Genomic DNA, 19,855 nt, shown 5'->3' with positions numbered 1-19,855 from the left:
CTCAGGCGGTTCCGGTGGAGCCGAAACCGCCGGTCCCGCGCGTGGTTTCGTCCAGATCCGCGATCACGGTGAAACGCGCCTGCACCACGGGCGCAATGATGATCTGCGCGATGCGCGCGCCATGTTCGATCAGGAAAGGCCCTTCGCCAAGGTTCTGGAGGATCACGCCGACGGGGCCGCGATAATCGCTGTCGATGGTCGCGGGCGCGTTGGGCAGGGTGATGCCATGGCGCAGCGCCAGACCCGAGCGCGCGCGGATCTGCATCTCGAACCCAACCGGGATGGCGCAGGCAAGGCCGGTGGGCACAAGGATACGCGCCATCGGGGCGAGGGTCAGGCCGGTGGCGCGCTGCTCTTGGGGCAGGTTCGCGCGGATATCGGCGCCGGCGGCGCCCGCGGTGGCGTAATCGGGCAGCGGGATTTCTGGGTCGAAACCGGGCAGTCGCTGGAAAGGGATGGTCACACTCATGTCAGGGCCTCGGCGATGCGGGTGGCAAGACGGGTGGCAACTTCGGTTTTCAGCAGGCGCGGCCAGTCCTCGCTGCCCTCTGCGGTGATCAGATGCACAGCGTTTTCCGCGCCCCCCATGATGCCGGTGGCGGGTGAGACATCATTCGCGACGATCCAGTCGCAGCCCTTGCGCGCGCGTTTGGCGGTGGCATGGGCAATGACGTTTTCGGTTTCCGCGGCGAAACCCACGACAAGGCGCGGGCGCTGTGCGTGGGAGGACAGCGTGGCAAGGATGTCCGGGTTTTCGGAAAGATCAAGTTTTGGAATGCCTTGCGGGCCTTTCTTGATCTTCTGGATGAAGTCGGTTGCCACGCGCCAATCGGCCACGGCGGCTGCCATGATCGCGGCATCCACTGGCAGCGCGGCAAGGCAGGCGTCCAGCATCTCGCGCGCGGTTTCGACGGGGTGGAGCGTCACGCCCTCGGGCGGGGGCACGGTTGCGGGGCCGGTGACGAAGATCACCTCGGCGCCCAGATCGCGCAGCGCGCGGCCAATCGCCGTGCCCTGCGCGCCGGAGGAACGGTTGGCGATATAGCGCACCGGGTCGATGGGTTCATGGGTGGGCCCCGATGTGACCAGCACGCGCTTGCCCGTCAGCGGGCCGGGGGTACTGTGCGCTTTGATCGCGGCGAGGATCTCGGCGGGTTCGGACATGCGGCCGGGGCCGTATTCGCCGCAGGCCATATCGCCGGAATTGGGGCCGATGACCTGCACCCCGTCGGCGCGCAGTTGCGCCAGATTGCGCTGCGTCGCCGGGTGCTGCCACATGCGGACATTCATCGCGGGCGCGATCAGCACCGGCTTGTCGGTCGCAAGCAGCAGGGTGCTGGCCAGATCATCGGCATGGCCGCCGACCATTTTCGCCATCAGATCGGCAGTCGCGGGGGCGACGACGATCAGATCCGAGGCGCGGGAGAGCTGGATATGGCCCATCTCGGCCTCGTCCTTGAGGTCGAACAGATCCTGATAGACCTGCGATCCGGCGAGGGCGGCCACGGACATGGGGGTCACGAATTGGGTGGCAGCGCGGGTCAGGACCGGGGTCACGCTGGCGCCTGCCGCGCGCAACTGGCGGATCAGATCGAGGCATTTATAGGCCGCGATGCCGCCCCCGATTATGAGTGTCACGCGCGTATGTGCCAGCATGGTCAGGCCCTGTCCTTGGGGTCAGTTGCGCCATGATTACGCGCTTGGGGCGCAAAGCGGAAGCCCCGGCGGGTCAGCGAAAGGCGTCGCAGGGATCGGGGCGGGGATGGGGGTCGGTGACAAGCCACAGATCATGCGGCGGGGGCGTGTCCTGCGGCTGCTCGAACTGGCCGATGGCAAGTTGCGGCAGATCGGGGGCGGCACGGGCGAGTTTTGCGGGCGCGGCGATATCCCGGCGCGCGTGTTCGGTTCCGGTGATCACCACGACCGGACCGCCGGTGTCGTGATGGGCGCGGAGCGCAGCATGGGCCAAGAGCGCGTCGCGCAGGCGCTGGATCGCGACCATGCCGGGCAGCAGCGTTTCGGGCAGCGCGTCGCAATGGGCGTGGGCCTGATGGGCCTCGCGCGCGGCCTGATCCTCGGGGGAAAGCGGGGTGTTCAGTCCGAATTGTGCCGGATCGGCGGGGAAATGAGCTTCTATCCCGTCCTGCAGGCTCGCGCGGGCGCTCTCGCGCGGCAGCGCCGCGCCATAGATCGCGGCGTCGGGTGCGGCGGAGAAGATCGGGTAATACATGGCGAAATCGGGCCAGCCGCTGTTCTGCCAGTCAAGGAGCTCTGCCAGCGTCCCCTGATCGGGCAGGGGGTTGGGGATGCGCGCGGCCTGTTCTGCGGTCAGCATCTCGAACACCAGTGCTTTGGGCGCAATCGCGGTGGTCGCGCGGGTCTGGTGGATATGGTGAAGGGGGTTGTCATGCACCTCGCCCAGGAACACCACATCCGCCGCAGGCAGCGTGTCGAGGGTGTCGGGCGTGATTTCCGCCGCGACAGCGGGCAGGGCCAGTGTCGCGGCGCATAAGGTTCGCAGGATCATGCGAGGAAGTGGAACACTTCTTTTGACTGCGATTCAAGACTGCGGCGCATTTTCTGGAAGGCTGCGGCCTCGACCTGACGGATCCGTTCTTTCGACAGGCCCAGTTCCTCGCCCAGCGATTCGAGGGTGCGCGGCTCGTCGCGCAGCTTGCGTTCGCGCAGGATGAAGCGTTCGCGCTCCGTCAGACCCTGCATCGCCGCGACCAGCCAGAGGCGCAGTTGCGTGATGTCATGCGCCTGTTCGACGGTTTCGTCGGCCTGCGCTGTCTGGTCTTCCAGCGTGTCGATCCATTCGCGCCCGTCGTCCTCGCTGGATTGCAGGGAGTTGAGCGAGAAATCCGACCCTGAAAGCCGGCCTTCCATCATCTCGACATCCTGCAAGGGCACGCCCACTTCGCGCGAGATCATTTCGCGCAGCTGGTGGCCGTCCAGATCCTCGCCCCGTGCCATGGCTTCGCGCTCGAATTTGGCTTGTACGCGGCGCAGGTTGAAGAACAGGGTTTTCTGGCTGGAGGTGGAGCCGGTGCGCACCATCGACCAGTTGCGCATGACGTAATCCTGAATGCTGGCGCGAATCCACCAGACGGCATAGGTCGAAAAGCGCACGCCCCGGTCGGGGTCGAATTTCTCGGCGGCTTTCATCAGGCCAAGCCCGGCTTCCTGAATGAGATCATTCATCGGCGCGCCGTAGCGGCGGAATTTGCCCGCCATCGAGATTGCAAGCCGCATATAGGCCGTGACCAGCCGGTGCAGCGCCTGTTCGTCGCGCCGGTCGCGCCAGGCATAGGCCAGCTGCAATTCGGTTTCGGCATCCAGCAACTCGGCCTTCATGGCCTCGCGTGACATGCGGCGGTCGTCGGCAAGATCGAGTGGCATCATTTCCCCCTGCAGGCGCGTTTAACTACTCTACGCCTCAGGGCGGGCTTTGGTTCACAGGATTGGGAAATTTTCTTTCACAAGCGCGTGTGAGGGGGTTGCAAGGTTTCGTTAACCAAATCGCAAGGGTTGATGGCGCATGCTGTGGGCGATGTGTGGGGGTGATCATGGGGACACGCGCCCTGACAGTGGCCTTTGAAGGGATCGAGGCGCGGCTTGTCGAAGTGCAATGCGCGCTCTCGCCCGGCATGCCGTCCTTTCAGATCGTGGGATTGCCGGACAAGGCGGTGTCAGAGGCGCGCGAGCGGGTGCGTGCGGCGCTCTCGGCCCTGTCGGTGGCGCTGCCCTCGAAACGGATCACGATCAATCTCTCGCCTGCGGATATGCCGAAAGAGGGGTCGCATTTCGACCTGCCGATCGCTATGGCGCTTCTGGCCGCGCTGGAGATCCTGCCGGGGGAGGAAGTGGGCGACACGGTGGCGCTGGGGGAATTGTCGCTGGACGGGGCGTTGGTCGCGGTTGCGGGGGCCTTGCCTGCGGCGATGACAGCGGCAGAGGGCGGGCATGTGCTGGTCTGCCCTGCCGGGTCGGGGCCGGAAGCGGCCTGGGTCGAGGCGACGCGGGTTTTCGCGCCGGCATCGCTGGCGCAGGTGATCCGGCATTATTCGGGTCAGGCCCCGCTTGCGCCCGCGCGCCCCGGCGAGGTGATCCGCGATAACGGGGTGCGGGATCTGTTCGATGTGAAAGGGCAGGAACGCGCGAAACGGGCGTTAGAGATCGCGGCGGCGGGGCGGCATCATATGCTGATGGTGGGGACGCCGGGGTCGGGCAAGTCGATGCTGGCCGCGCGGCTGCCGGGGATATTGCCGGAACTGAGCCCTGCCGAGGCGCTGGAAACCTCGATGATCCATTCGATCGCGGGGCTGTTGGATCAGGGCGGGATCTCGCGGGTCAGGCCGTTTCGCGAGCCGCATCACACGGCATCAGTGGCGGCGATTGTGGGGGGCGGCAAGGGCGCCAAGCCGGGCGAGATTTCGCTGGCGCATAATGGGGTGCTGTTTCTGGATGAGTTGCCGGAATTTCCGCGCATGGTGCTGGAAACCCTGCGCCAGCCGATTGAAACCGGCGAGGTGGTGGTGGCGCGGGCCAATGCGCATATCCGCTACCCCTGCCGGTTTCTGCTGGTGGCGGCGGCCAATCCTTGCAAATGCGGCTATCTGTCGGAACCGGCGCGCGCCTGCGGGCGGGCACCGGGCTGCGGCGAGGAGTATATGGGGCGCATTTCGGGGCCGCTGCTGGATCGGTTCGATCTGCGGGTCGAGGTGCCGCCGGTGGCGTTTTCGGATCTGGATCTGCCGCCCTCTGGGGACAGCTCAGCCATTGTGGCGGCGCGGGTGGTCGCTGCCCGCGACCGGCAGGCGGCGCGCTATCAGGGCTATGAGGGGTGCCGCGTCAATGCCGATGCCGAAGGCGCGCTGCTGGAAGAGGTTGCAAGCCCCGACAGCGAGGGGCGCGCGCTGCTGACGCGCGCGGCGGAACGCTTCGGGCTGACCGCGCGGGGCTATCACCGGCTGCTGCGGGTGGCGCGCACGATTGCCGATCTGGAGGGTGCTGCCGATATCCGCGCGCCACATATGGCGGAAGCGATCAGTTTCCGGCTGATGGGGGTAGCGGAAGCTGTTGCCGGATGAATGTGGCGGCATCCGAGAGCGCCTTGCGCGCCTCTGGCAGCCAGCCGGGGAAGAATTGCCAGACATGAGGCAGGTTGCCCCATTCCTGCAGCGTGACCTCTGCGCCCTGCGCGCGCAGATGATCGGCCATGCGGCGCGAATCGTCGCGCAGGATCTCGGTGCGGGCGACCTGAATCAGCGTGGGCGGCGCTTTGGGGAAGCGCGCAAACAGCGGCGAGATGCGCGGGTCGGCGGGGTCTGCGCCATTCAGCAGGCGGGCGCGCAATTGCTCCAGCCGTTGCGGGGGTAGCAGGATTTCGGATGTCGCATTCTCATGGATGGAAGCCCCGGAATAGGTGAGATCGGTGAAGGGCGAGAAGGCGAATGTGCAGAAGGGCACGGGCTGGTGCGTGGCGCAGAGATGGCCCAGAAGTGCGAGCGCAATGCCGCCGCCCGCGGAATCGCCGCCCAGTGCGATCTGGTCCGCCCGGTAGCCCTGCGCGAGAAGGCCCTGCCAGAAGGCCAGCGCATCGTCAAAGGCGGCGGGAAACGGGTGTTCGGGGGCAAGGCGGTAATCGGGCAGCAGAACCGGCATCTGCGCCTTGCGCGCGAGATAGCGGGCCAATGCAGCATGGGTGCGGGGGTTGCCCATGACATAGCCGCCGCCGTGGATATAGAGGATGAAGGGCGCGCCGGGGCCGGGCTTTTCGGTCCAGAGCGCGGGGACGGGACCGATCTGGTCGGGGGCGAAGCTTAGATAGGGGCGCCCGCGCGCATTGAGCCATGCGCCGCGCTCGAACCATGCGCGCGCGGCGATACTGTCGGGCTGGCGGGCCAGCGAGCGCCGCGCGATCTGGCGCAGGAACACCCGCATGACCTTTAGTTGCCAGCTCATCTGCGCTTGGCCTCGATGGCCTCCCAGATCAGCGCCGCGCCATTGGTGCCGTCGAAACGCTCAAGCTCCTGCAGGCCGGTGGGCGAGGTGACGTTGATCTCGGTCAGATAGTCACCGATCACGTCGATGCCGACGAAGATCTGGCCCTTCTCGCGCAGGAGCGGGCCGATGGCCTCGCAGATCTCAATGTCGCGCGCGGTCATCTTGACCGGTTCGGGGCGACCGCCGACATGCATGTTCGAGCGGGTCTCACCTTCGGCAGGTACGCGGTTGATCGCGCCGATGGGCGCGCCATCGACGAGAATGATGCGCTTGTCGCCCTTCGACACTGCGGGCAGGAATTTCTGCACGATCAGCGGCTCGCGGTTCATGCCGGTGAACAATTCATGCAGCGAGGCGAGGTTGCGGTCATTGGGATCAAGCCGGAACACGCCCGCGCCGCCATTGCCATAGAGCGGTTTGAGGATCACATCGCCATGTTCCGCCTTGAAGGCGCGGATCGTGGTCAGATCGCGGGCGATCATCGTGGGGGGCGTGAGATCCGGGAATTGCAGCACCAAGAGTTTTTCCGGGTAGTTGCGCACCCAGAACGGGTCATTCACGACCAATGTGCGCGGGTGGATCATGTCGAGGATATGGGTCGTGGTGATATAGCCCATGTCGAAGGGCGGATCCTGGCGCAGCCAGACCACATCGATCTCGCCCAGATCGAGCAATTCCATCGGGCCGAAATCCACATGCGCGCCCTTGACCTGTTGCAGTGTCACCGGCCGCGCCAGCGCCATGACACGGCCTTCGCGAAAGGCGAGCTTGTCGGGGGTATAGACCCAGGCCTGATGGCCGCGCTTCTGGCCTTCGAGGGCGATGCGGAACGTGCTGTCGGCGAAGATGTTGACGGACTCGATCGGGTCCATCTGATAGGCTACGCGCAGGGACATGGGGGCCTCTTGTCGTGAATATCGGGCGCGAAACGGCCCGGTCCCCGCCTTGATGCCGGATGAAAGCGGCGCTTGCAATGGTGTGCTTGGTCAGGGGCCGAGCGCGTTTTCCATGACCGTGATCTGGCCCTGCGCATTGACCAGCGCCACATCGAAACGGGTTTCGGTGAGTTGGCCAAGGGGCTGAGTGCCCAGAAATTCCGCTGCCGTGTCGAAGATGCGCCCGATCTGGGCGGGGCCAAGCCGGGCAAGCGCGGCATCAAAACTGCGGCTTTTCTTGACCTCGACGAAGATCACGGCGGCCCCCTTGCGCAGGATCAGGTCGATTTCGCCATGCAGGCCCCGGAAGCGTTGGGCGAGGAGCTGGTATCCGGCGTCAAGATATTGCCGCAACACCGAGGATTCGGCGGCCAGCCCGGCATGGTAATTGCGCGCGGCGATCATTTCGGTTTCTCCTTGGCGAGCGCGGCCTGATAGACCTGCCTGCGCGGCAGGTTCAGGGTGGCGCTGACATGGGCCACGGCCTCTTTCAGGCGCATCTCTGCCAGGGCTGCGTCGAGCGCCTGATCGAGGGACTGCGCGTCGGCGGCGGGCGCGTCGCCACGCCCGACCAGCACGACGATTTCGCCTTTCAGCATGCGGTCTGCGATGGCATCGGCAAGGGCCCCCAGAGGCATGCGCAACACTTCCTCATGTTTCTTGGTCAACTCGCGGCAGAGGGCGGCATCGCGCTCTGCCCCGAGAGTGTCGCGCAATTCGGTTAGAAAACGGTTTATGCGTTTGGGCGATTCGTAGAAAATCAGCGTGGCGGGGATGGCGGCGGCCTCTGACAGGAATTTTGCCCGCGCGCCCGCCTGTGTGGGCGCGAAGCCCAGAAAGCAGAAACGGTCGCTGGGCAGGCCCGCCACGGTCAGCGCGGCCAGCATGGCCGAGGGGCCGGGGGCGGCATGCACCGCGAGCCCCTCAGTGATCACCGCGCGGGCAAGCTGGAAGCCCGGATCGGCGACAAGCGGCGTGCCCGCTTCAGAGGCATAGACCACGGATTTGCCGTCGCGCAGCGCGTCGAGGATCACCGGGCGCATGCGCGCGCCATTATGGTCGTGATAGGCCAGCACGCGCCGCCCGTCGAGCGCGATGCCGTGGATTTCCATCAGATGGCGCAGGCTGCGTGTGTCTTCGGCCACCAGCAGATCCGCGCCTGCCAGCAGGTCGAGCGCGCGCAGCGTGATGTCGCGCGCCGTGCCGATGGGGGTTGCGATCAGGTAAAGGCCCGGCGCGATGGCGCGGGCGAGGCTGGCGGAATGGGGCGGGGTTTCTGGGGGCATATCCTGCAGCATGTCCTTGCCGGGGAGCGGCATCAATTCTCAGACGAGCGTTTACTTCACGCCTGCCCTTGCTTACTGTGTCGCCGCATAACATGTGAAGCAAGGCAGGAGTAGGGGTGCATGCGTGATCTTGCAGCGGCGCAGGGGGCCGACAGGCTGAAACGGCGCGGATTTCTGGGGCTTATGGGCGCTTCGCTGGTGCTGGCGGCCTGTGACATGCCTGCGGGCGCGGTGGCGGGCAGAGGCCCGTCGCGTCCGGCGGTGGTGGCGCTGATGCTGCCCAGCGGTGATGGCGATGCCGGGCGTCAGGTGCTGGCGCGCGAGCTGGAAAATGCCGCGCGCATGGCGCTGGCCGATCTGGAGGGGACACAGATTGATCTGCGGATCTATCAGGTCGGTGTCGATCCGGGTCGCGCGGCGGCACAGACCGCGCAGGCGATCAATGACGGGGCGCAGGTCATCCTTGGGCCGTTGCATGCGCAGGCCGCCCTCGGGGCAAGGCCGGTGGCGGCGCAGGCCGGGATCAACATGATCAGCTTCTCGAACAATCCGGATGTGGCGGGGGGTAATGTCTTCCTGCTTGGGCCGATGTTCGACAATACCGCGACCCGTCTGCTGGGCTACTCGGCAGCGCAGGGCCGGGGCCGGGTGATGGTGGTGTCCGAGCAGACCGAGGCCGGGCAGGTGGCAGAGCGCGCGATCCGGCGCGCGGCGCAGCGCACAGCGGCCAGTGTCGTGGCGACGCAATCCTATCCGTTCTCGCAGCAGGGGATCACCCAGGCGATTCCGCGTATTGCCTCGGCCGCGCGCTCGTCGGGGGCGCAGAGCATCCTGATGACCGCCGGATCGGAAGGCGCCTTGCCGCTTCTGGCCGAGATGCTGCCGCAGAACAATGTCTCGCCGAATGATTTCAAGTATATGGGGCTGACGCGCTGGGATATTCCTGCGGCGACATTGCAACTGCCGGGGCTGCAGGGCGGCTGGTTCGCGCTGCCCGATCCGGGGCTGACGCAGCAATTCGAATCGCGCTACCTTGCGGCCTATGGCGCAACGCCGTCGCCGGTGGCGGGGCTGGGCTATGATGCAGTGGCTGCGGTCGGCACGCTGATCCGGCGCGGGGGGCGCACGCCCTTTACCGCAGAGGCGATCACGCAACCGGCGGGTTTTGTGGGCGTCAACGGGATTTTCCGCTTCCGGCCCGATGGCACGAATGAGCGCGCTCTGGCGGTGGCAGAGATTCGCGACGAAAGGGTGCGTATCCTGAGCCCCGCACCACGCAGCTTTGCGGGTGCCGGTTCCTGAGCGGTGCGGCAATGACACCGGTAAACCTGAGTCTGCGCGAGACCGCGCGCTATCCGGCGCGCGCGGCGGAACTGTTTCCGCCCGAAGAGATCCTTGATCTTGCGGCGCTGCATCAGGATCTGAATGCGGCCCTGGATGCCGCCAGCGGCGAGAGCGCGAAAGCGCAGCGCGGGGTGATCACCCGCTGTCTGCGCGCGGCGCTGAAAAGCGGCTCTGAACGGCTGGAGGCGCGCTTTGCCGCGCATCCGCGCGATGCCCGCTCTTTTGTCGCCGCCAATACATGGCTGACCGATGCTGTTGTTATCGCGGCGCTGGACGCGGTACAGACGCGGCTGCACCCCAATGCGACCCCCTCAGAGGGCGAGCGGATCGCCATTCTGGCGGTGGGCGGCTACGGGCGGGCCGAGATGGCGCCGCATTCGGACATCGATCTGTTGTTTCTGGTGCCGTGGAAAGTGACGGGCTGGGTCGAGCAGGTGATCGAATCGATGCTTTATATCCTGTGGGACATGAAGCTGAAGATCGGTCATGCCAGCCGCACGGTCGGGGAATGTCTGCGGCTGGGGCGCGAGGATATCACCATCCGCACAGCCCTGCTGGAGCATCGTTTCCTGCATGGCAATGAGGAACTGGCGCAGGCGCTGCGCCGTCGGCTCTGGACGGATCTGTTTGCGAAAACCCATGCCGAGTTCATCGAGGCGAAACTGGCCGAGCGCGCGGACCGGCACGCGAAGATCGGCAATCAGCGCTATATGCTGGAGCCCAATGTGAAAGAGGGCAAGGGCGGCCTGCGCGATCTGCAGACCCTCTATTGGATCGCGAAATATATCCATGAGGTCGATCAGGCCGAGGAACTGGTGGGGCTGGGGTTCTTCCGGGCCGAGGAATATCAGACCTTCCGCGATGCGGAGACCTATCTCTGGGCGGTGCGCTGCCATCTGCATCACCTTGCGGGCCGCGCGGTCGAGCAGCTGACCTTCGACATGCAGGTGGGGGTGGCCGAGCGCATGGGCTATGTCGATCATGGCGGGCGGCGCGGGGTCGAGCATTTCATGCAGGATTATTTCCGCCATGCGACCCATGTCGGTGAATTGACGCGGATTTTCCTGACCGAGCTGGAAGCGCGCCATGTCAAGCGCGAGCCGTTGCTGCGGCATTTTCTGAACAAACGCAAGCAGATGCGCCACGGTCTTAAAGTGGTGCATAACCGGCTGGATATTGAGAACCCTGCCGAGTTTCTGTCCGATCCGCTCAATCTGCTGCGGCTGTTCGAGGAAGGGCTGGTCACGGGTTATCTGATCCACCCCAATGCGATGCGGCTGATCGCGGCCAATCTGCATCTGATCGATGACACTTTCCGGCAAAGCCCTGAGGCGCAGAAGATTTTCCTGCGCATGATGCTCAATCACTCGAACCCCGAGCGCGCGCTCCGGCGGATGAATGAATTGGGGGTGCTGGGGGCGTTTATTCCCGAATTTGAACCCATCGTCGCGATGATGCAGTTCAATGTCTATCATCATTACACGGTCGATGAGCATACGATCCAGTGCATCAGCCAGCTTGCGCAGATCGAGCGCGAGGAGTTGCGCGAGGAATTGCCGGTGGTCTCGCGGATCCTCAAGGACGGGGTGAACCGGCGGGTTCTGTATGTGGCGCTGCTGCTGCATGATATCGGCAAGGGGCGGCCCGAGGATCATTCGGTGCTGGGGGCGCAGATCGCGCGCAAGGTGGCGCCGCGTCTGGGGCTGAAAAAGGCCGAATGTGACACGGTGGAATGGTTGGTGCGCTATCATCTGCTGATGGCGGATGCGGCGCAGAAGCGCGACATTTCCGATCCGCGCACGGTGCGCGATTTCGCCAAGCTGGTGAAATCGCGCGAGCGGCTGGATCTGCTGACCGCGCTGACGGTCTGCGACATCCGGGGCGTCGGGCCGGGGACGTGGAATAACTGGAAAGCGCAACTGATCCGCCAGCTTTACCGCGAGACGGCGACGGCGCTGGAGACGGGGCTGGAAGCGCTCAATCGCGAGAACCGCGCGGATGAGGCGAAGCGCGCGCTGCGCGACGCGCTGGAGGACTGGCCGCGCGCCGATCTGCGCGCCGAGGTGGCGCGGCATTATGCGCCCTATTGGCAGGGGCTGCCGACCGCCACGCATCTGGTGTTTGCGCGGCTGTTGCGGGATCTGACACCCGATGAGATCCGGGTGGATCTGCATCCTGACCCCGACCGCGATGCCACCCGCGCCTGTTTCGTGCTTTCGGATCATCCGGGGTTGTTTGCGCGCTTTGCCGGCGCGCTGGCGCTGGTGGGGGCGAATATCGTCGATGCGCGCACCTATACGACCAAGGACGGGGTGGCGACCGCCGTATTCTGGGTGCAGGACAGTGACGGCCATCCTTTCGAGGATACGCGCCTGCCGCGTCTGCGCACCATGATCGAGCGCACGCTGAAGGGCGAGGTGGTGGCTTCGAAAGCGCTGGCTGACCGCGACAAGGTGAAGAAACGCGAGCGCGCCTTCCGGGTGCCCACGCATATCAGTTTCGACAATGAAGGATCGGAGATCTACACGATCATCGAGGTGGATACGCGCGACCGTCCGGGGCTATTGTTCGATCTGGCGCGCACGCTGGCGGATGCCAATATCTCGATTGCCAGTGCCGTGATTGCCACCTATGGGGTGCAGGCGGTCGATACCTTCTATGTGAAAGACATGTTCGGGCTGAAGCTTCATTCCAAATCCCGGCAGGACGCGCTGGAGCGCAAGCTGCGCGCGGCGATCGAGGCGGGCGCGGAGCGGGCGGCGGGCTGATGGTGCGGCCCCGCGAGATCATGCCGCAGGATGTCGAGGATGCCTTGCAGGGCGCGGGGCTGCGCGCGGCCTATGACGCGCGCCCGCCCTATCAGCGCAATGACTGGCTGATCTGGATCAAGGGCGCGAAACGGCCCGAGACGCGCGAGAAACGTCTGCAATCCATGCTGGCGGAGTTGCGGGCGGGGCATGGCTATATGGGCATGGCCTGGCAGCCGCCCGGCAGGGGAAAGACGGACTGATGGCACGTATCCGGCTGGTGGCGGGTTTCCTGACCGTGGGGCTGTGGACGCTTCTGAGCCGCGTTTTCGGCTTTGCCCGCGATGTGATGATCGCCGCATATCTGGGCGCAGGGCCGGTGACGGATGCGTTTTTCGTGGCCTTTTCGCTGCCCAATATGTTCCGCCGTTTCTTTGCCGAGGGGGCGTTCAATTTCGCCTTCGTGCCGATTTTCGCCAAGAAGCATGAAGCGGGCGAGGATGCCGAGAGTTTCGCACGCGATGCGTTCTGGGGGATGGCCGCACTTCTTCTGATCTTTTCGACGCTTGCGATCATTGCCATGCCGTTTCTGGTCTGGGGCATGGCCGCAGGCTTTGCGCAGGATGAGCGGTTTGATCTGGCCGTGCTTTATGGGCGCGTGGCCTTTCCCTATATTTTCTTCATCTCGCTGACCGCGCTTCTGTCGGGGATGCTGAACGCGGTGGGGCGGTTCACTGCGGCGGCGGCGGCGCCTGTACTGCTGAACGTGGTTTTCGTGGTGGCCATGTTGATGGCGGATCGCGCGGGCTGGGATATGGGGATGACGCTGGCCTGGGCGGTGCCTGTGGCGGGGGTGGTGCAACTGGCGGCGCTCTGGGTCGCGGTGCGGCGCGCGGGCTTCACCATGCGCTTCCGCTGGCCGCGCCTGACGCCCGAGTTGAAGCGTCTGGCGATCATTGCCGGGCCTGCGGTGCTGGCGGGCGGTGTGGTGCAGATCAACCTGATCGTGGGGCGGCAGGTGGCGAGTTTCACCGAGAATGCGGTCTCGTGGCTGTCCTATGCGGACCGGCTGTATCAGCTTCCGCTGGGTGTGGTGGGGATTGCCGTGGGTGTGGTCTTGCTGCCCGAATTGTCGCGGCGGTTGCGCGCGGGCGAGACCGGGGCCGGGCAGCACAGTTTCAACCGGGGGCTGGAGTTTTCGCTGTTTCTGACCGTGCCCTGCGCGGTGGCGCTGGTGGTGATTGCGACGCCGATTGTCTCGGTTCTGTTCGGGCGCGGGGCCTGGACAGAGACGGATACGCAGGCCACGGCGCTGGCGCTGGCGGTTTACGGTCTGGGGCTGCCCGCCTTCGTGCTGCATAAGGTGTTGCAGCCCTTGTATTATGCGCGGCATGACACGAAACGACCGTTCAAATATGCGCTGGTCTCGATGGTGATCAATGCCGCAATTGCGGTCGGGCTGATGGGCGTTCTGGGCTTTATTGCGGCGGCATGGGCCACGACGGTTGCAGGCTGGATCATGGTGCTGCAGCTTTGGCTGGGCGCGCGCAGCATGGGGCAGGCGGCGCAGTTTGACGCGCAGCTCAAGCGCCGGGTGTGGCGGATCGTGCTGGCCTCGCTGGTGATGGGGGCGGTGCTTTACGGGCTGAACCTGCTGCTGGCGGATATGCTGGTGCAATCGGGGCGGCGCTATCTGGCGCTTCTGGTGCTGATCCTTGGCGGCGGCGTGGTCTATCTGGGCTTCGGGCAGGTGATCGGGGCGTTCAGCCTGCCGGAATTGCGCGCCGCCGTGAAACGCTCACGCCCGGCGCAGCCGGGCGCGTAATCCGGGGCGCAGGACGCGGCCAAGGGCATATCCGGCCAGACAGGCCACCAGATCCGCGATCCAGTCCATGCCGCCACCGACCAGCGCGGCAAGAGCCAGCCGCCCGAGGATCAGCACCGCGACCAGCCCGAGCGCCTTGCGGCGGCTGAGTGCGCTGCTCTCGCCATGCCAGACCTGCCCGGCAAAGCAGCCCGCCAGCGCGAAGATCAGCGGATAGCCCCCGATCAGCCATGCGTCCGGCGAGCCGGCGAGCCCGAAGGCAAAGCCGCCTGCGGCCTGCGCGAAGGCCAGCACCAGAAGCAGGCGCAGCGAGCCGATCCCTTCGGCGCAGACCTTGCCCAAGGCTGCCGTGATGACGATCACAAGCGCCGCCTGCAATGGCCCCTGATGCACCAGCCCGAAACCGAGATAGCGCGCGAGATGCGGCAGCGGTGTCTGGCCGGTCTCGACCATCCAGCCCTGCAGGCCGGGATTGATGCCCGCAAGCGCGAGGGCCTGCGCGCGCCAGCCAGGGCTTCCGGCCCAGTTCACCAGCCCATGCGCGCCTGCCCAGAGCACCAGTTCCACGCCCGCAATCGCGAGGGTCAAGAGCCAAACGGACCATGGCAGCGGGTTCAGGACAGGATTGCGCATCGGGGGGCTTGGTTGACCTTCACTCGCGCCAAGGCTAAGCGAAGCCAAACCCCTTTTCCAGACGGGAATGTGCCCCATGTCCGACGCGCCAACCAAGACTTTCCCCAAGCGGATCTTTTCCGGCATCCAGCCCTCTGGCGGCTTGACGCTGGGCAATTATCTGGGGGCGCTGAAACGCTTTGCGCAGGCGCAGGATGCGGGGATCGAGACGATCTATTGCATGGTCGATCTGCATGCGATCACGGTCTGGCAGGAGCCGTCAAAACTGCGCCATGCCACGCGCGAACTGGCGGCGGGGTTCCTTGCCTCGGGCATCGACCCCAAGCGCTCGATCCTGTTCAACCAGTCGCAGGTGCCCGCCCATGCCGAGCTGGCGTGGATTTTCAACTGCGTGGCACGGATGGGCTGGCTGCGGCGGATGACGCAGTTCAAAGACAAGGCGGGCAAACATGCCGAGGAGGCATCAGTGGGGCTGTTCGCCTATCCCAATCTGATGGCCGCCGATATTCTGGCCTATCACGCGACCCATGTGCCGGTGGGTGAGGATCAGAAACAGCATCTGGAACTGACGCGCGATATTGCGATCAAGTTCAACCATGATTTCGGGGTGGATTTCTTCCCCGTCGTGGAGCCGGTGATCGAAGGCGCCGCGACGCGGGTGATGTCCTTGCGCGATGGCACCAAGAAAATGTCGAAATCCGACCCGTCGGACCAGTCGCGGATCAATCTGACGGATGATGCGGATGCGATAGCCGCGAAAATCCGCAAGGCGCGCACCGACCCGGAACCGCTGCCCGAGACGCTGGAAGGGTTGGAGGGGCGGGCCGAGGCGCGCAATCTGGTCAATATCTACGCGGCTTTGGCCGATATGACGCCGGAGGCCGTGCTGGCCGAGCATGGCGGACAGGGGTTCGGTGTGTTCAAGCCCGCGCTCGCGGATCTCGCGGTGGCGAAGCTTTCGCCGCTGAATGCCGAGATGCGGCGCCTGATGCAGGATGTGGCCGAGATTGACCGGATTCTGGGCGAAGGGGCGGATCGCGCGGATGCGATTGCGGCGCCCATCGTGGCCAAGACCCGCGATATCGTCGGCATGGTCGGCTCGCGACGGGGCTGAGGCGGTGCTGCGCTCCGTCGCGCGCTGGGTGCTGACGGGGCTGATGCTGGCGGGGCTGGCATGGTCGGGCCTGTCACTCTGGCGGTTTGTGCAGAACCCGGTCGGCGGAATGCTGGTCGCGCGCGGCGAGGGGGAACTTGCCGCCGCCTATGAGCGCGCGCTGGCGCGGCACGCGACACCCGAGGCGATTGCCGCGCGGATCAGCGCGCGGCTGGATGAGACCCCGCGCCTATGATCTGCGGCAATGCAGCATGGGGGCGGATCTGTCCTGCGGGATCGGGGTCAATCTGACCGTTGCGGGGGATGTGCTGTCGCTGGGGCGCGAATCGGGGGCCTGGATGCGCGGCGAAGCGGTGGATCAGCTTGACGTGACGCTTTCGTTCATCGGGATCGGGGCGACCGGGCTGGCAGTGGTGACAGGGGGCACATCCTATTCGCTGAAGATCGGCGCGGGGCTGATGAAGGTTGCGCATCGGATGGGGCGGCTGACACCGGGGCTGCGGCGCATCTATACGCGCGCCGCGCGCGAGGGCGTCGACTGGGCGGCGCAGGGGGCCGCGCGCAATGCCGATGATCTGGCGCGGCTGGGCCGGATGGAGGCGCTGCGCCCGGCGTTGGATCTGACCGAGGCGCTGGGGCGGGTGCAGGCGCGGGCAGGGACGCGCGGCGCGCTGCATCTGGTGGGGCATGTCGATACGCTTGATGATGCACGCAGGCTGGCCCGCGCGAGTGATGCGCTGGGACCGCGCAGTCTGGGCGCGTTCGAGATGCTGGGGAAATCGCGCTTCCTGCGCACGGGGCTGCGGCTGGCGGACAGTCTGCGCGAGGCGCTTGCGGGGCTGATGGCGGCGCTGGCGGCGGGTCTGGGGCTGATCTGGAACCGGATCCTGCGACGCTTACGCCGGGCGGTGGCCTGACCCATCAAAAAGCCCCGGTCGCGCGACCGGGGCTTTTTGTCCCTCTGGCAGAGCGGTCAGATCACGCGGACCTGTGTGCCGACCTTGACCATTTCATAAAGCCGCTCGACATGCGGGTTCAGCAGGCCGAAACAGCCGTTCGAGGCCCGGCGGCCGATCTTGGCCGGGTTGTCGATGCCGTGGATACGGTAATATTGCCAGCCGAGGTTCATCGCGCGGGTGCCCAGCGGGTTGGTCGGATCGCCGCCTTCGACGCGCTCGGGCAGCGAGGGATCGCGCTGGCGCATGTTGGGGGTCGGAATCCAGGTCGGTTCATAGCGCAGCAGGACGATCTCGGTCAGGCCGCGGCGGGTGAATTCCTCGGTCATCGGCACCGAACAGGGATGGGCAAGATAGGTTCTCTCATCCTCGGACCAGTAATGCAGGGCGCGTGAATAGGTGTCGCAGAGAATCGCGCCATTGCGCAGGTTGGAGAAATGGTCGCGCCAGGTATGGTTGCGGAAGCCCATGATATTGCGGCGCACAGTGCTTTCGCGCTCGTAATCGGGCATGGATTGCGCACGCAGGACAGCCGGCATGGCCAGCGTTCCCAGCGCCATGGCCCCGGTTCCGAGAAGGGCGCGGCGGGACAGCGGTGTTGTCGTCATTGCTTACAGCTCCGGCAAGTCAATCTTCATGATTGTGCTATGTGTCCCGAACCATAATGAAATCAAGTCACGAGCGCGTGCAGCACAGCGACTGTTGCCGCAGGACTACATGTGTCCGGCGGAGTGTTGCAGGGTGCCAACGCTTTCGTCGCCTCAGATCACACGGACCTGCGTGCCGATCTGCACAAGCTCGTAAAGCTCCTCGACATGGGCATTGATCAGCCCGAAACAGCCGTTTGACGCCCGCCGCCCGACCTTGGCCGGATTGTCGATGCCGTGGACGCGGTAATATTGCCAGCCGAGATTCATCGCGCGCGTGCCCATCGGGTTCTTGGGGTCGCCCCCTTCGACGCGCTCGGGCAGCGAGGGATCGCGCTCGCGCATGCTGGGGGTGGGGATCCATATGGGCATATGGCGTTTCAGCGTCACTTCGGTCATGCCGCGGCGGGTGAATTCCTCGGTCATCGGCACCGAACTGGGATAGGAGAGATAGGTTTCCTCATCCTCGGACCAGAAATGCACGGCACGCGACTGGGTGTCGCACAGGATCGCGCCTTTGCGCAGATGGGTGAAATGGTCCTGCCAGCGCTGGCTGACAAAGCCCATGACATTGCGGCGCACAGTGGTTGCGGGGCTGTCGGGCTCGTAATCCGGCAGATCCTGCGCGCGCAGGATGGAGGGCATGGCAAGCGCGCCCAGCGTCAGAAGGCCGGAGGAGAGCAGTTTGCGGCGCGTCGGTGAAAACTGGGTCATGGGGCAAAAATCCTGCGTATCTCTGTTCGGGCCTGACAGATACGGTCGCGACCGGGAATGCAACTCACGAGGTCGTGGGGTGAACTGCGCTGACCTCGGTCTGACAGGACTTCCGGGCGGGACCGGATGCTGAACAGGGCGGGCGTCGGGGCGGAGCTTTTGCGTCGCCTGGCATGAGGCATCGCGGCGGGTTTGCGCGCCGCTCCATCCCGCTGCCGCGCATGGCGGGGTGGCATGATCCCGCCCATCTTCAGCGCCGTCACTGGAAGCAGAGCGCGGGCGGCCGATATAATATCAGGGGAATTTGCACCGGGACAGCAGGGCCGACCCAGCATCAGACGGGATCAGGTCACCGCATATGGACCAGAGCCTGTCGATGACAGCCGATGCCATGCGGGCGCAGCACCCTCGGGGAGGCCAGCCGATGAACAATGACGCATATTGCCGTGATACTCTGATCGATTCGTTGCGGGCCATCGCGCTGGCCGGTGTGATTGTCATGAACCTGATGACATTTTCGGGCCTTGCCTATCTGACCCCGGAGATGCGCGCCGAGATGCTGGGCGTGGCGGATCAGCTACTCTGGGCGCTGCTGCGCATCTTTGTCGATGACAAGGCGCTCTCTGCCTTCTCTTTCATGTTCGGGTTCAGTTTCAGCCTGATCCTGCGCAAGGCCCTGTCCGCGCAGGATGCCGCGACGCGGTTCTTGCGGCGTCTGCTGGTGTTGTTTCTGATCGGGCTCTTTAATGCGCTGTTCCTGTTCTGGGCGGATATCCTGATGAGCTATGCGCTCTTGGGGCTGATCCTGCCGCTTGCCGCCCGGCTGCCGAACTCCGGGATTGCCGGGCTCGCGATTGCGCTCTTGCTGGTCGGGCCGGTGGTCGTGGCATCTGGCGGCTATGGCATACCTGCGCCAGTGCCGATGGGCCATGTTGAAAGCCTTGAAGCCTACGCCTCGCCGCAGTTTGCGGATATGATACGGCAGAACTGGCATATGCTGGTCAATGCCTCGGAAGGGGCGGATGGCACGCTGGTGCTGCGCTTCTTCCAGCTTGCGGGGCTGTTCCTTCTGGGGCTTGCGGCGGGCAGAAGCGGGGTGCTGATGGCCTTGAGCAGTGATCGGGAGCGGTTGCTGCGGCTGGGGCTGGCCGCCATGCTGGCGGGGCTGGTGATGGCCCTTGCCGCGCGCTACCTTGTGGAACCCGCCGGTGTCTGGGTCATGCTCAATCTGGAAAGCCCGGTCATGGCACTGGGCTATCTGATGCTGATCGCTGGGGCTCTGGCGAGCCCGCAGGCGGGCTGGCTGCGCCGGTTTCTGGCGCCGCTGGGACGGATGACGCTGACCGGATATCTGATGACGGCGATCTGCGGGCAGATGCTGTTCTATGGCTGGGGGCTGGGCCTGATCGGGCAGGTGGGCACGCTGGCTGTGCTGGGCATTGCGGCGGCGATTTATCTCGTGCTGATCCTCTTTGCCCGGATATGGCTGCGCCTCTTCTCGATCGGGCCCTGGGAGTGGCTCTGGCGCTATCTGACCAACCTTCACCCCATGGCCTATGCCGCGCGCGGGATCGCGCGCTGAGGCGGTGCCGTCCTTGAGACTTTGCCTCTGTCGGAATGTCGCGCCGGAAAACGCTTGCAGCTA

Annotated in this window: 20 protein-coding genes; 9 read left to right on the top strand and 11 right to left on the bottom strand. The window is 65.3% G+C overall.

Annotated elements, in window-relative coordinates; translation table 11 throughout:
- Position 1: 1 nt before the first annotated feature.
- The 4 genes from dut to BG457_RS18220 form a co-directional block, all read right to left on the bottom strand.
- Complete coding sequence (gene dut, locus BG457_RS18235; protein ID WP_071799182.1) at positions 2-469, bottom strand: dUTP diphosphatase; 468 nt, start codon at positions 467-469, stop codon at positions 2-4.
- Positions 466-1,656, bottom strand: coding sequence for a bifunctional phosphopantothenoylcysteine decarboxylase/phosphopantothenate--cysteine ligase CoaBC (gene coaBC, locus BG457_RS18230; RefSeq protein ID WP_071799181.1), 1,191 nt, complete (start codon positions 1,654-1,656; stop codon positions 466-468). Before coaBC ends, dut begins: the two co-directional genes overlap by 4 nt.
- A gap of 73 nt (positions 1,657-1,729) precedes the next feature.
- Positions 1,730-2,527 carry a ChaN family lipoprotein gene (locus BG457_RS18225; RefSeq protein WP_071799180.1) on the bottom strand — a complete coding sequence of 266 codons (798 nt, stop codon included), beginning with the start codon at positions 2,525-2,527 and terminating at the stop codon, positions 1,730-1,732.
- Complete coding sequence (locus BG457_RS18220) at positions 2,524-3,402, bottom strand: RNA polymerase factor sigma-32 (protein WP_071799308.1); 879 nt, start codon at positions 3,400-3,402, stop codon at positions 2,524-2,526. The genes BG457_RS18225 and BG457_RS18220 overlap by 4 nt, the downstream gene beginning before the upstream one ends.
- A gap of 167 nt (positions 3,403-3,569) precedes the next feature.
- Between BG457_RS18220 and BG457_RS18215 the strand changes: the two genes are divergently transcribed.
- Positions 3,570-5,093, top strand: coding sequence for a YifB family Mg chelatase-like AAA ATPase (locus BG457_RS18215; RefSeq protein WP_071799179.1), 1,524 nt, complete (start codon positions 3,570-3,572; stop codon positions 5,091-5,093).
- Here the strand turns inward: BG457_RS18215 and BG457_RS18210 are convergent.
- The 4 genes from BG457_RS18210 to rsmI all read right to left on the bottom strand — a co-directional run bounded on the left by BG457_RS18210 (position 5,050) and on the right by rsmI (position 8,230).
- Entirely contained in the window at positions 5,050-5,967 is a 918-nt protein-coding gene (locus BG457_RS18210) for an alpha/beta hydrolase (RefSeq protein ID WP_071799178.1), read from the bottom strand. The two genes, BG457_RS18215 and BG457_RS18210, sit on opposite strands and share 44 nt — an antisense overlap.
- Positions 5,964-6,905 carry a glutathione synthase gene (gshB, locus tag BG457_RS18205; protein WP_071799177.1) on the bottom strand — a complete coding sequence of 314 codons (942 nt, stop codon included), beginning with the start codon at positions 6,903-6,905 and terminating at the stop codon, positions 5,964-5,966. The genes BG457_RS18210 and gshB overlap by 4 nt, the downstream gene beginning before the upstream one ends.
- A gap of 90 nt (positions 6,906-6,995) precedes the next feature.
- On the bottom strand, positions 6,996-7,349 hold the full coding sequence (locus tag BG457_RS18200; RefSeq protein ID WP_071799176.1) for a YraN family protein: 354 nt from the start codon (positions 7,347-7,349) through the stop codon (positions 6,996-6,998).
- The gene (gene rsmI, locus BG457_RS18195; RefSeq protein WP_139257863.1) at positions 7,346-8,230 is read right to left on the bottom strand and encodes a 16S rRNA (cytidine(1402)-2'-O)-methyltransferase; all 885 of its coding nucleotides are present in this window, start codon (positions 8,228-8,230) and stop codon (positions 7,346-7,348) included. Before rsmI ends, BG457_RS18200 begins: the two co-directional genes overlap by 4 nt.
- A gap of 120 nt (positions 8,231-8,350) precedes the next feature.
- On the opposite strand from rsmI, the gene BG457_RS18190 reads away from it, so the two are divergent.
- From BG457_RS18190 to murJ, 4 genes are read left to right on the top strand one after another with little or no spacing between them, the layout of a single operon-like run.
- Entirely contained in the window at positions 8,351-9,532 is a 1,182-nt protein-coding gene (locus BG457_RS18190) for a penicillin-binding protein activator (RefSeq protein ID WP_071799174.1), read from the top strand.
- Between the two features lie 11 nt (positions 9,533-9,543).
- Entirely contained in the window at positions 9,544-12,342 is a 2,799-nt protein-coding gene (locus BG457_RS18185) for a [protein-PII] uridylyltransferase (RefSeq protein WP_071799173.1), read from the top strand.
- Positions 12,342-12,584 carry a YdeI/OmpD-associated family protein gene (locus tag BG457_RS18180; protein ID WP_071799172.1) on the top strand — a complete coding sequence of 81 codons (243 nt, stop codon included), beginning with the start codon at positions 12,342-12,344 and terminating at the stop codon, positions 12,582-12,584. The genes BG457_RS18185 and BG457_RS18180 overlap by 1 nt, the downstream gene beginning before the upstream one ends.
- Positions 12,584-14,146, top strand: a complete 1,563-nt coding sequence (murJ, locus tag BG457_RS18175; RefSeq protein ID WP_071799171.1) for a murein biosynthesis integral membrane protein MurJ — start codon at positions 12,584-12,586, stop codon at positions 14,144-14,146. Before BG457_RS18180 ends, murJ begins: the two co-directional genes overlap by 1 nt.
- On the opposite strand, the gene BG457_RS18170 is transcribed toward murJ, so the two are convergent.
- Positions 14,120-14,779 carry a rhomboid family intramembrane serine protease gene (locus tag BG457_RS18170; protein ID WP_071799170.1) on the bottom strand — a complete coding sequence of 220 codons (660 nt, stop codon included), beginning with the start codon at positions 14,777-14,779 and terminating at the stop codon, positions 14,120-14,122. The genes murJ and BG457_RS18170 overlap by 27 nt on opposite strands.
- A 76-nt stretch (positions 14,780-14,855) precedes the next feature.
- Between BG457_RS18170 and trpS the strand changes: the two genes are divergently transcribed.
- Genes trpS through BG457_RS18155 form a run of 3 tightly spaced genes read left to right on the top strand, consistent with a single transcriptional unit; the run spans position 14,856 to position 16,810 of the window.
- On the top strand, positions 14,856-15,893 hold the full coding sequence (gene trpS, locus BG457_RS18165; protein ID WP_071799169.1) for a tryptophan--tRNA ligase: 1,038 nt from the start codon (positions 14,856-14,858) through the stop codon (positions 15,891-15,893).
- A 4-nt stretch (positions 15,894-15,897) separates the two neighbouring features.
- Positions 15,898-16,128, top strand: coding sequence for a hypothetical protein (locus tag BG457_RS18160; RefSeq protein ID WP_071799168.1), 231 nt, complete (start codon positions 15,898-15,900; stop codon positions 16,126-16,128).
- Positions 16,109-16,810, top strand: a complete 702-nt coding sequence (locus BG457_RS18155) for a hypothetical protein (RefSeq protein WP_071799167.1) — start codon at positions 16,109-16,111, stop codon at positions 16,808-16,810. The genes BG457_RS18160 and BG457_RS18155 overlap by 20 nt, the downstream gene beginning before the upstream one ends.
- A gap of 56 nt (positions 16,811-16,866) precedes the next feature.
- On the opposite strand, the gene BG457_RS18150 is transcribed toward BG457_RS18155, so the two are convergent.
- Together BG457_RS18150 and BG457_RS18145 are read right to left on the bottom strand one after the other, a co-directional pair.
- Positions 16,867-17,457 (bottom strand): L,D-transpeptidase, encoded by a 591-nt coding sequence (locus tag BG457_RS18150; protein ID WP_071799166.1) that lies wholly within the window; start codon positions 17,455-17,457, stop codon positions 16,867-16,869.
- A gap of 153 nt (positions 17,458-17,610) precedes the next feature.
- Positions 17,611-18,210, bottom strand: coding sequence for a L,D-transpeptidase (locus tag BG457_RS18145; protein WP_071799165.1), 600 nt, complete (start codon positions 18,208-18,210; stop codon positions 17,611-17,613).
- Between the two features lie 424 nt (positions 18,211-18,634).
- On the opposite strand from BG457_RS18145, the gene BG457_RS18140 reads away from it, so the two are divergent.
- Positions 18,635-19,792: a DUF418 domain-containing protein gene (locus tag BG457_RS18140; RefSeq protein WP_071799164.1), complete on the top strand. Its 1,158-nt coding sequence runs from the start codon at positions 18,635-18,637 to the stop codon at positions 19,790-19,792.
- Positions 19,793-19,855 lie beyond the last annotated feature (63 nt).

This window comes from Natronohydrobacter thiooxidans (assembly GCF_001884735.1).
Taxonomy (GTDB): domain Bacteria; phylum Pseudomonadota; class Alphaproteobacteria; order Rhodobacterales; family Rhodobacteraceae; genus Roseinatronobacter; species Roseinatronobacter thiooxidans_A.
The sequence above is the reverse complement of the archived record's forward strand: the minus strand, read 5'-3'. Positions and strand labels throughout refer to the sequence as shown.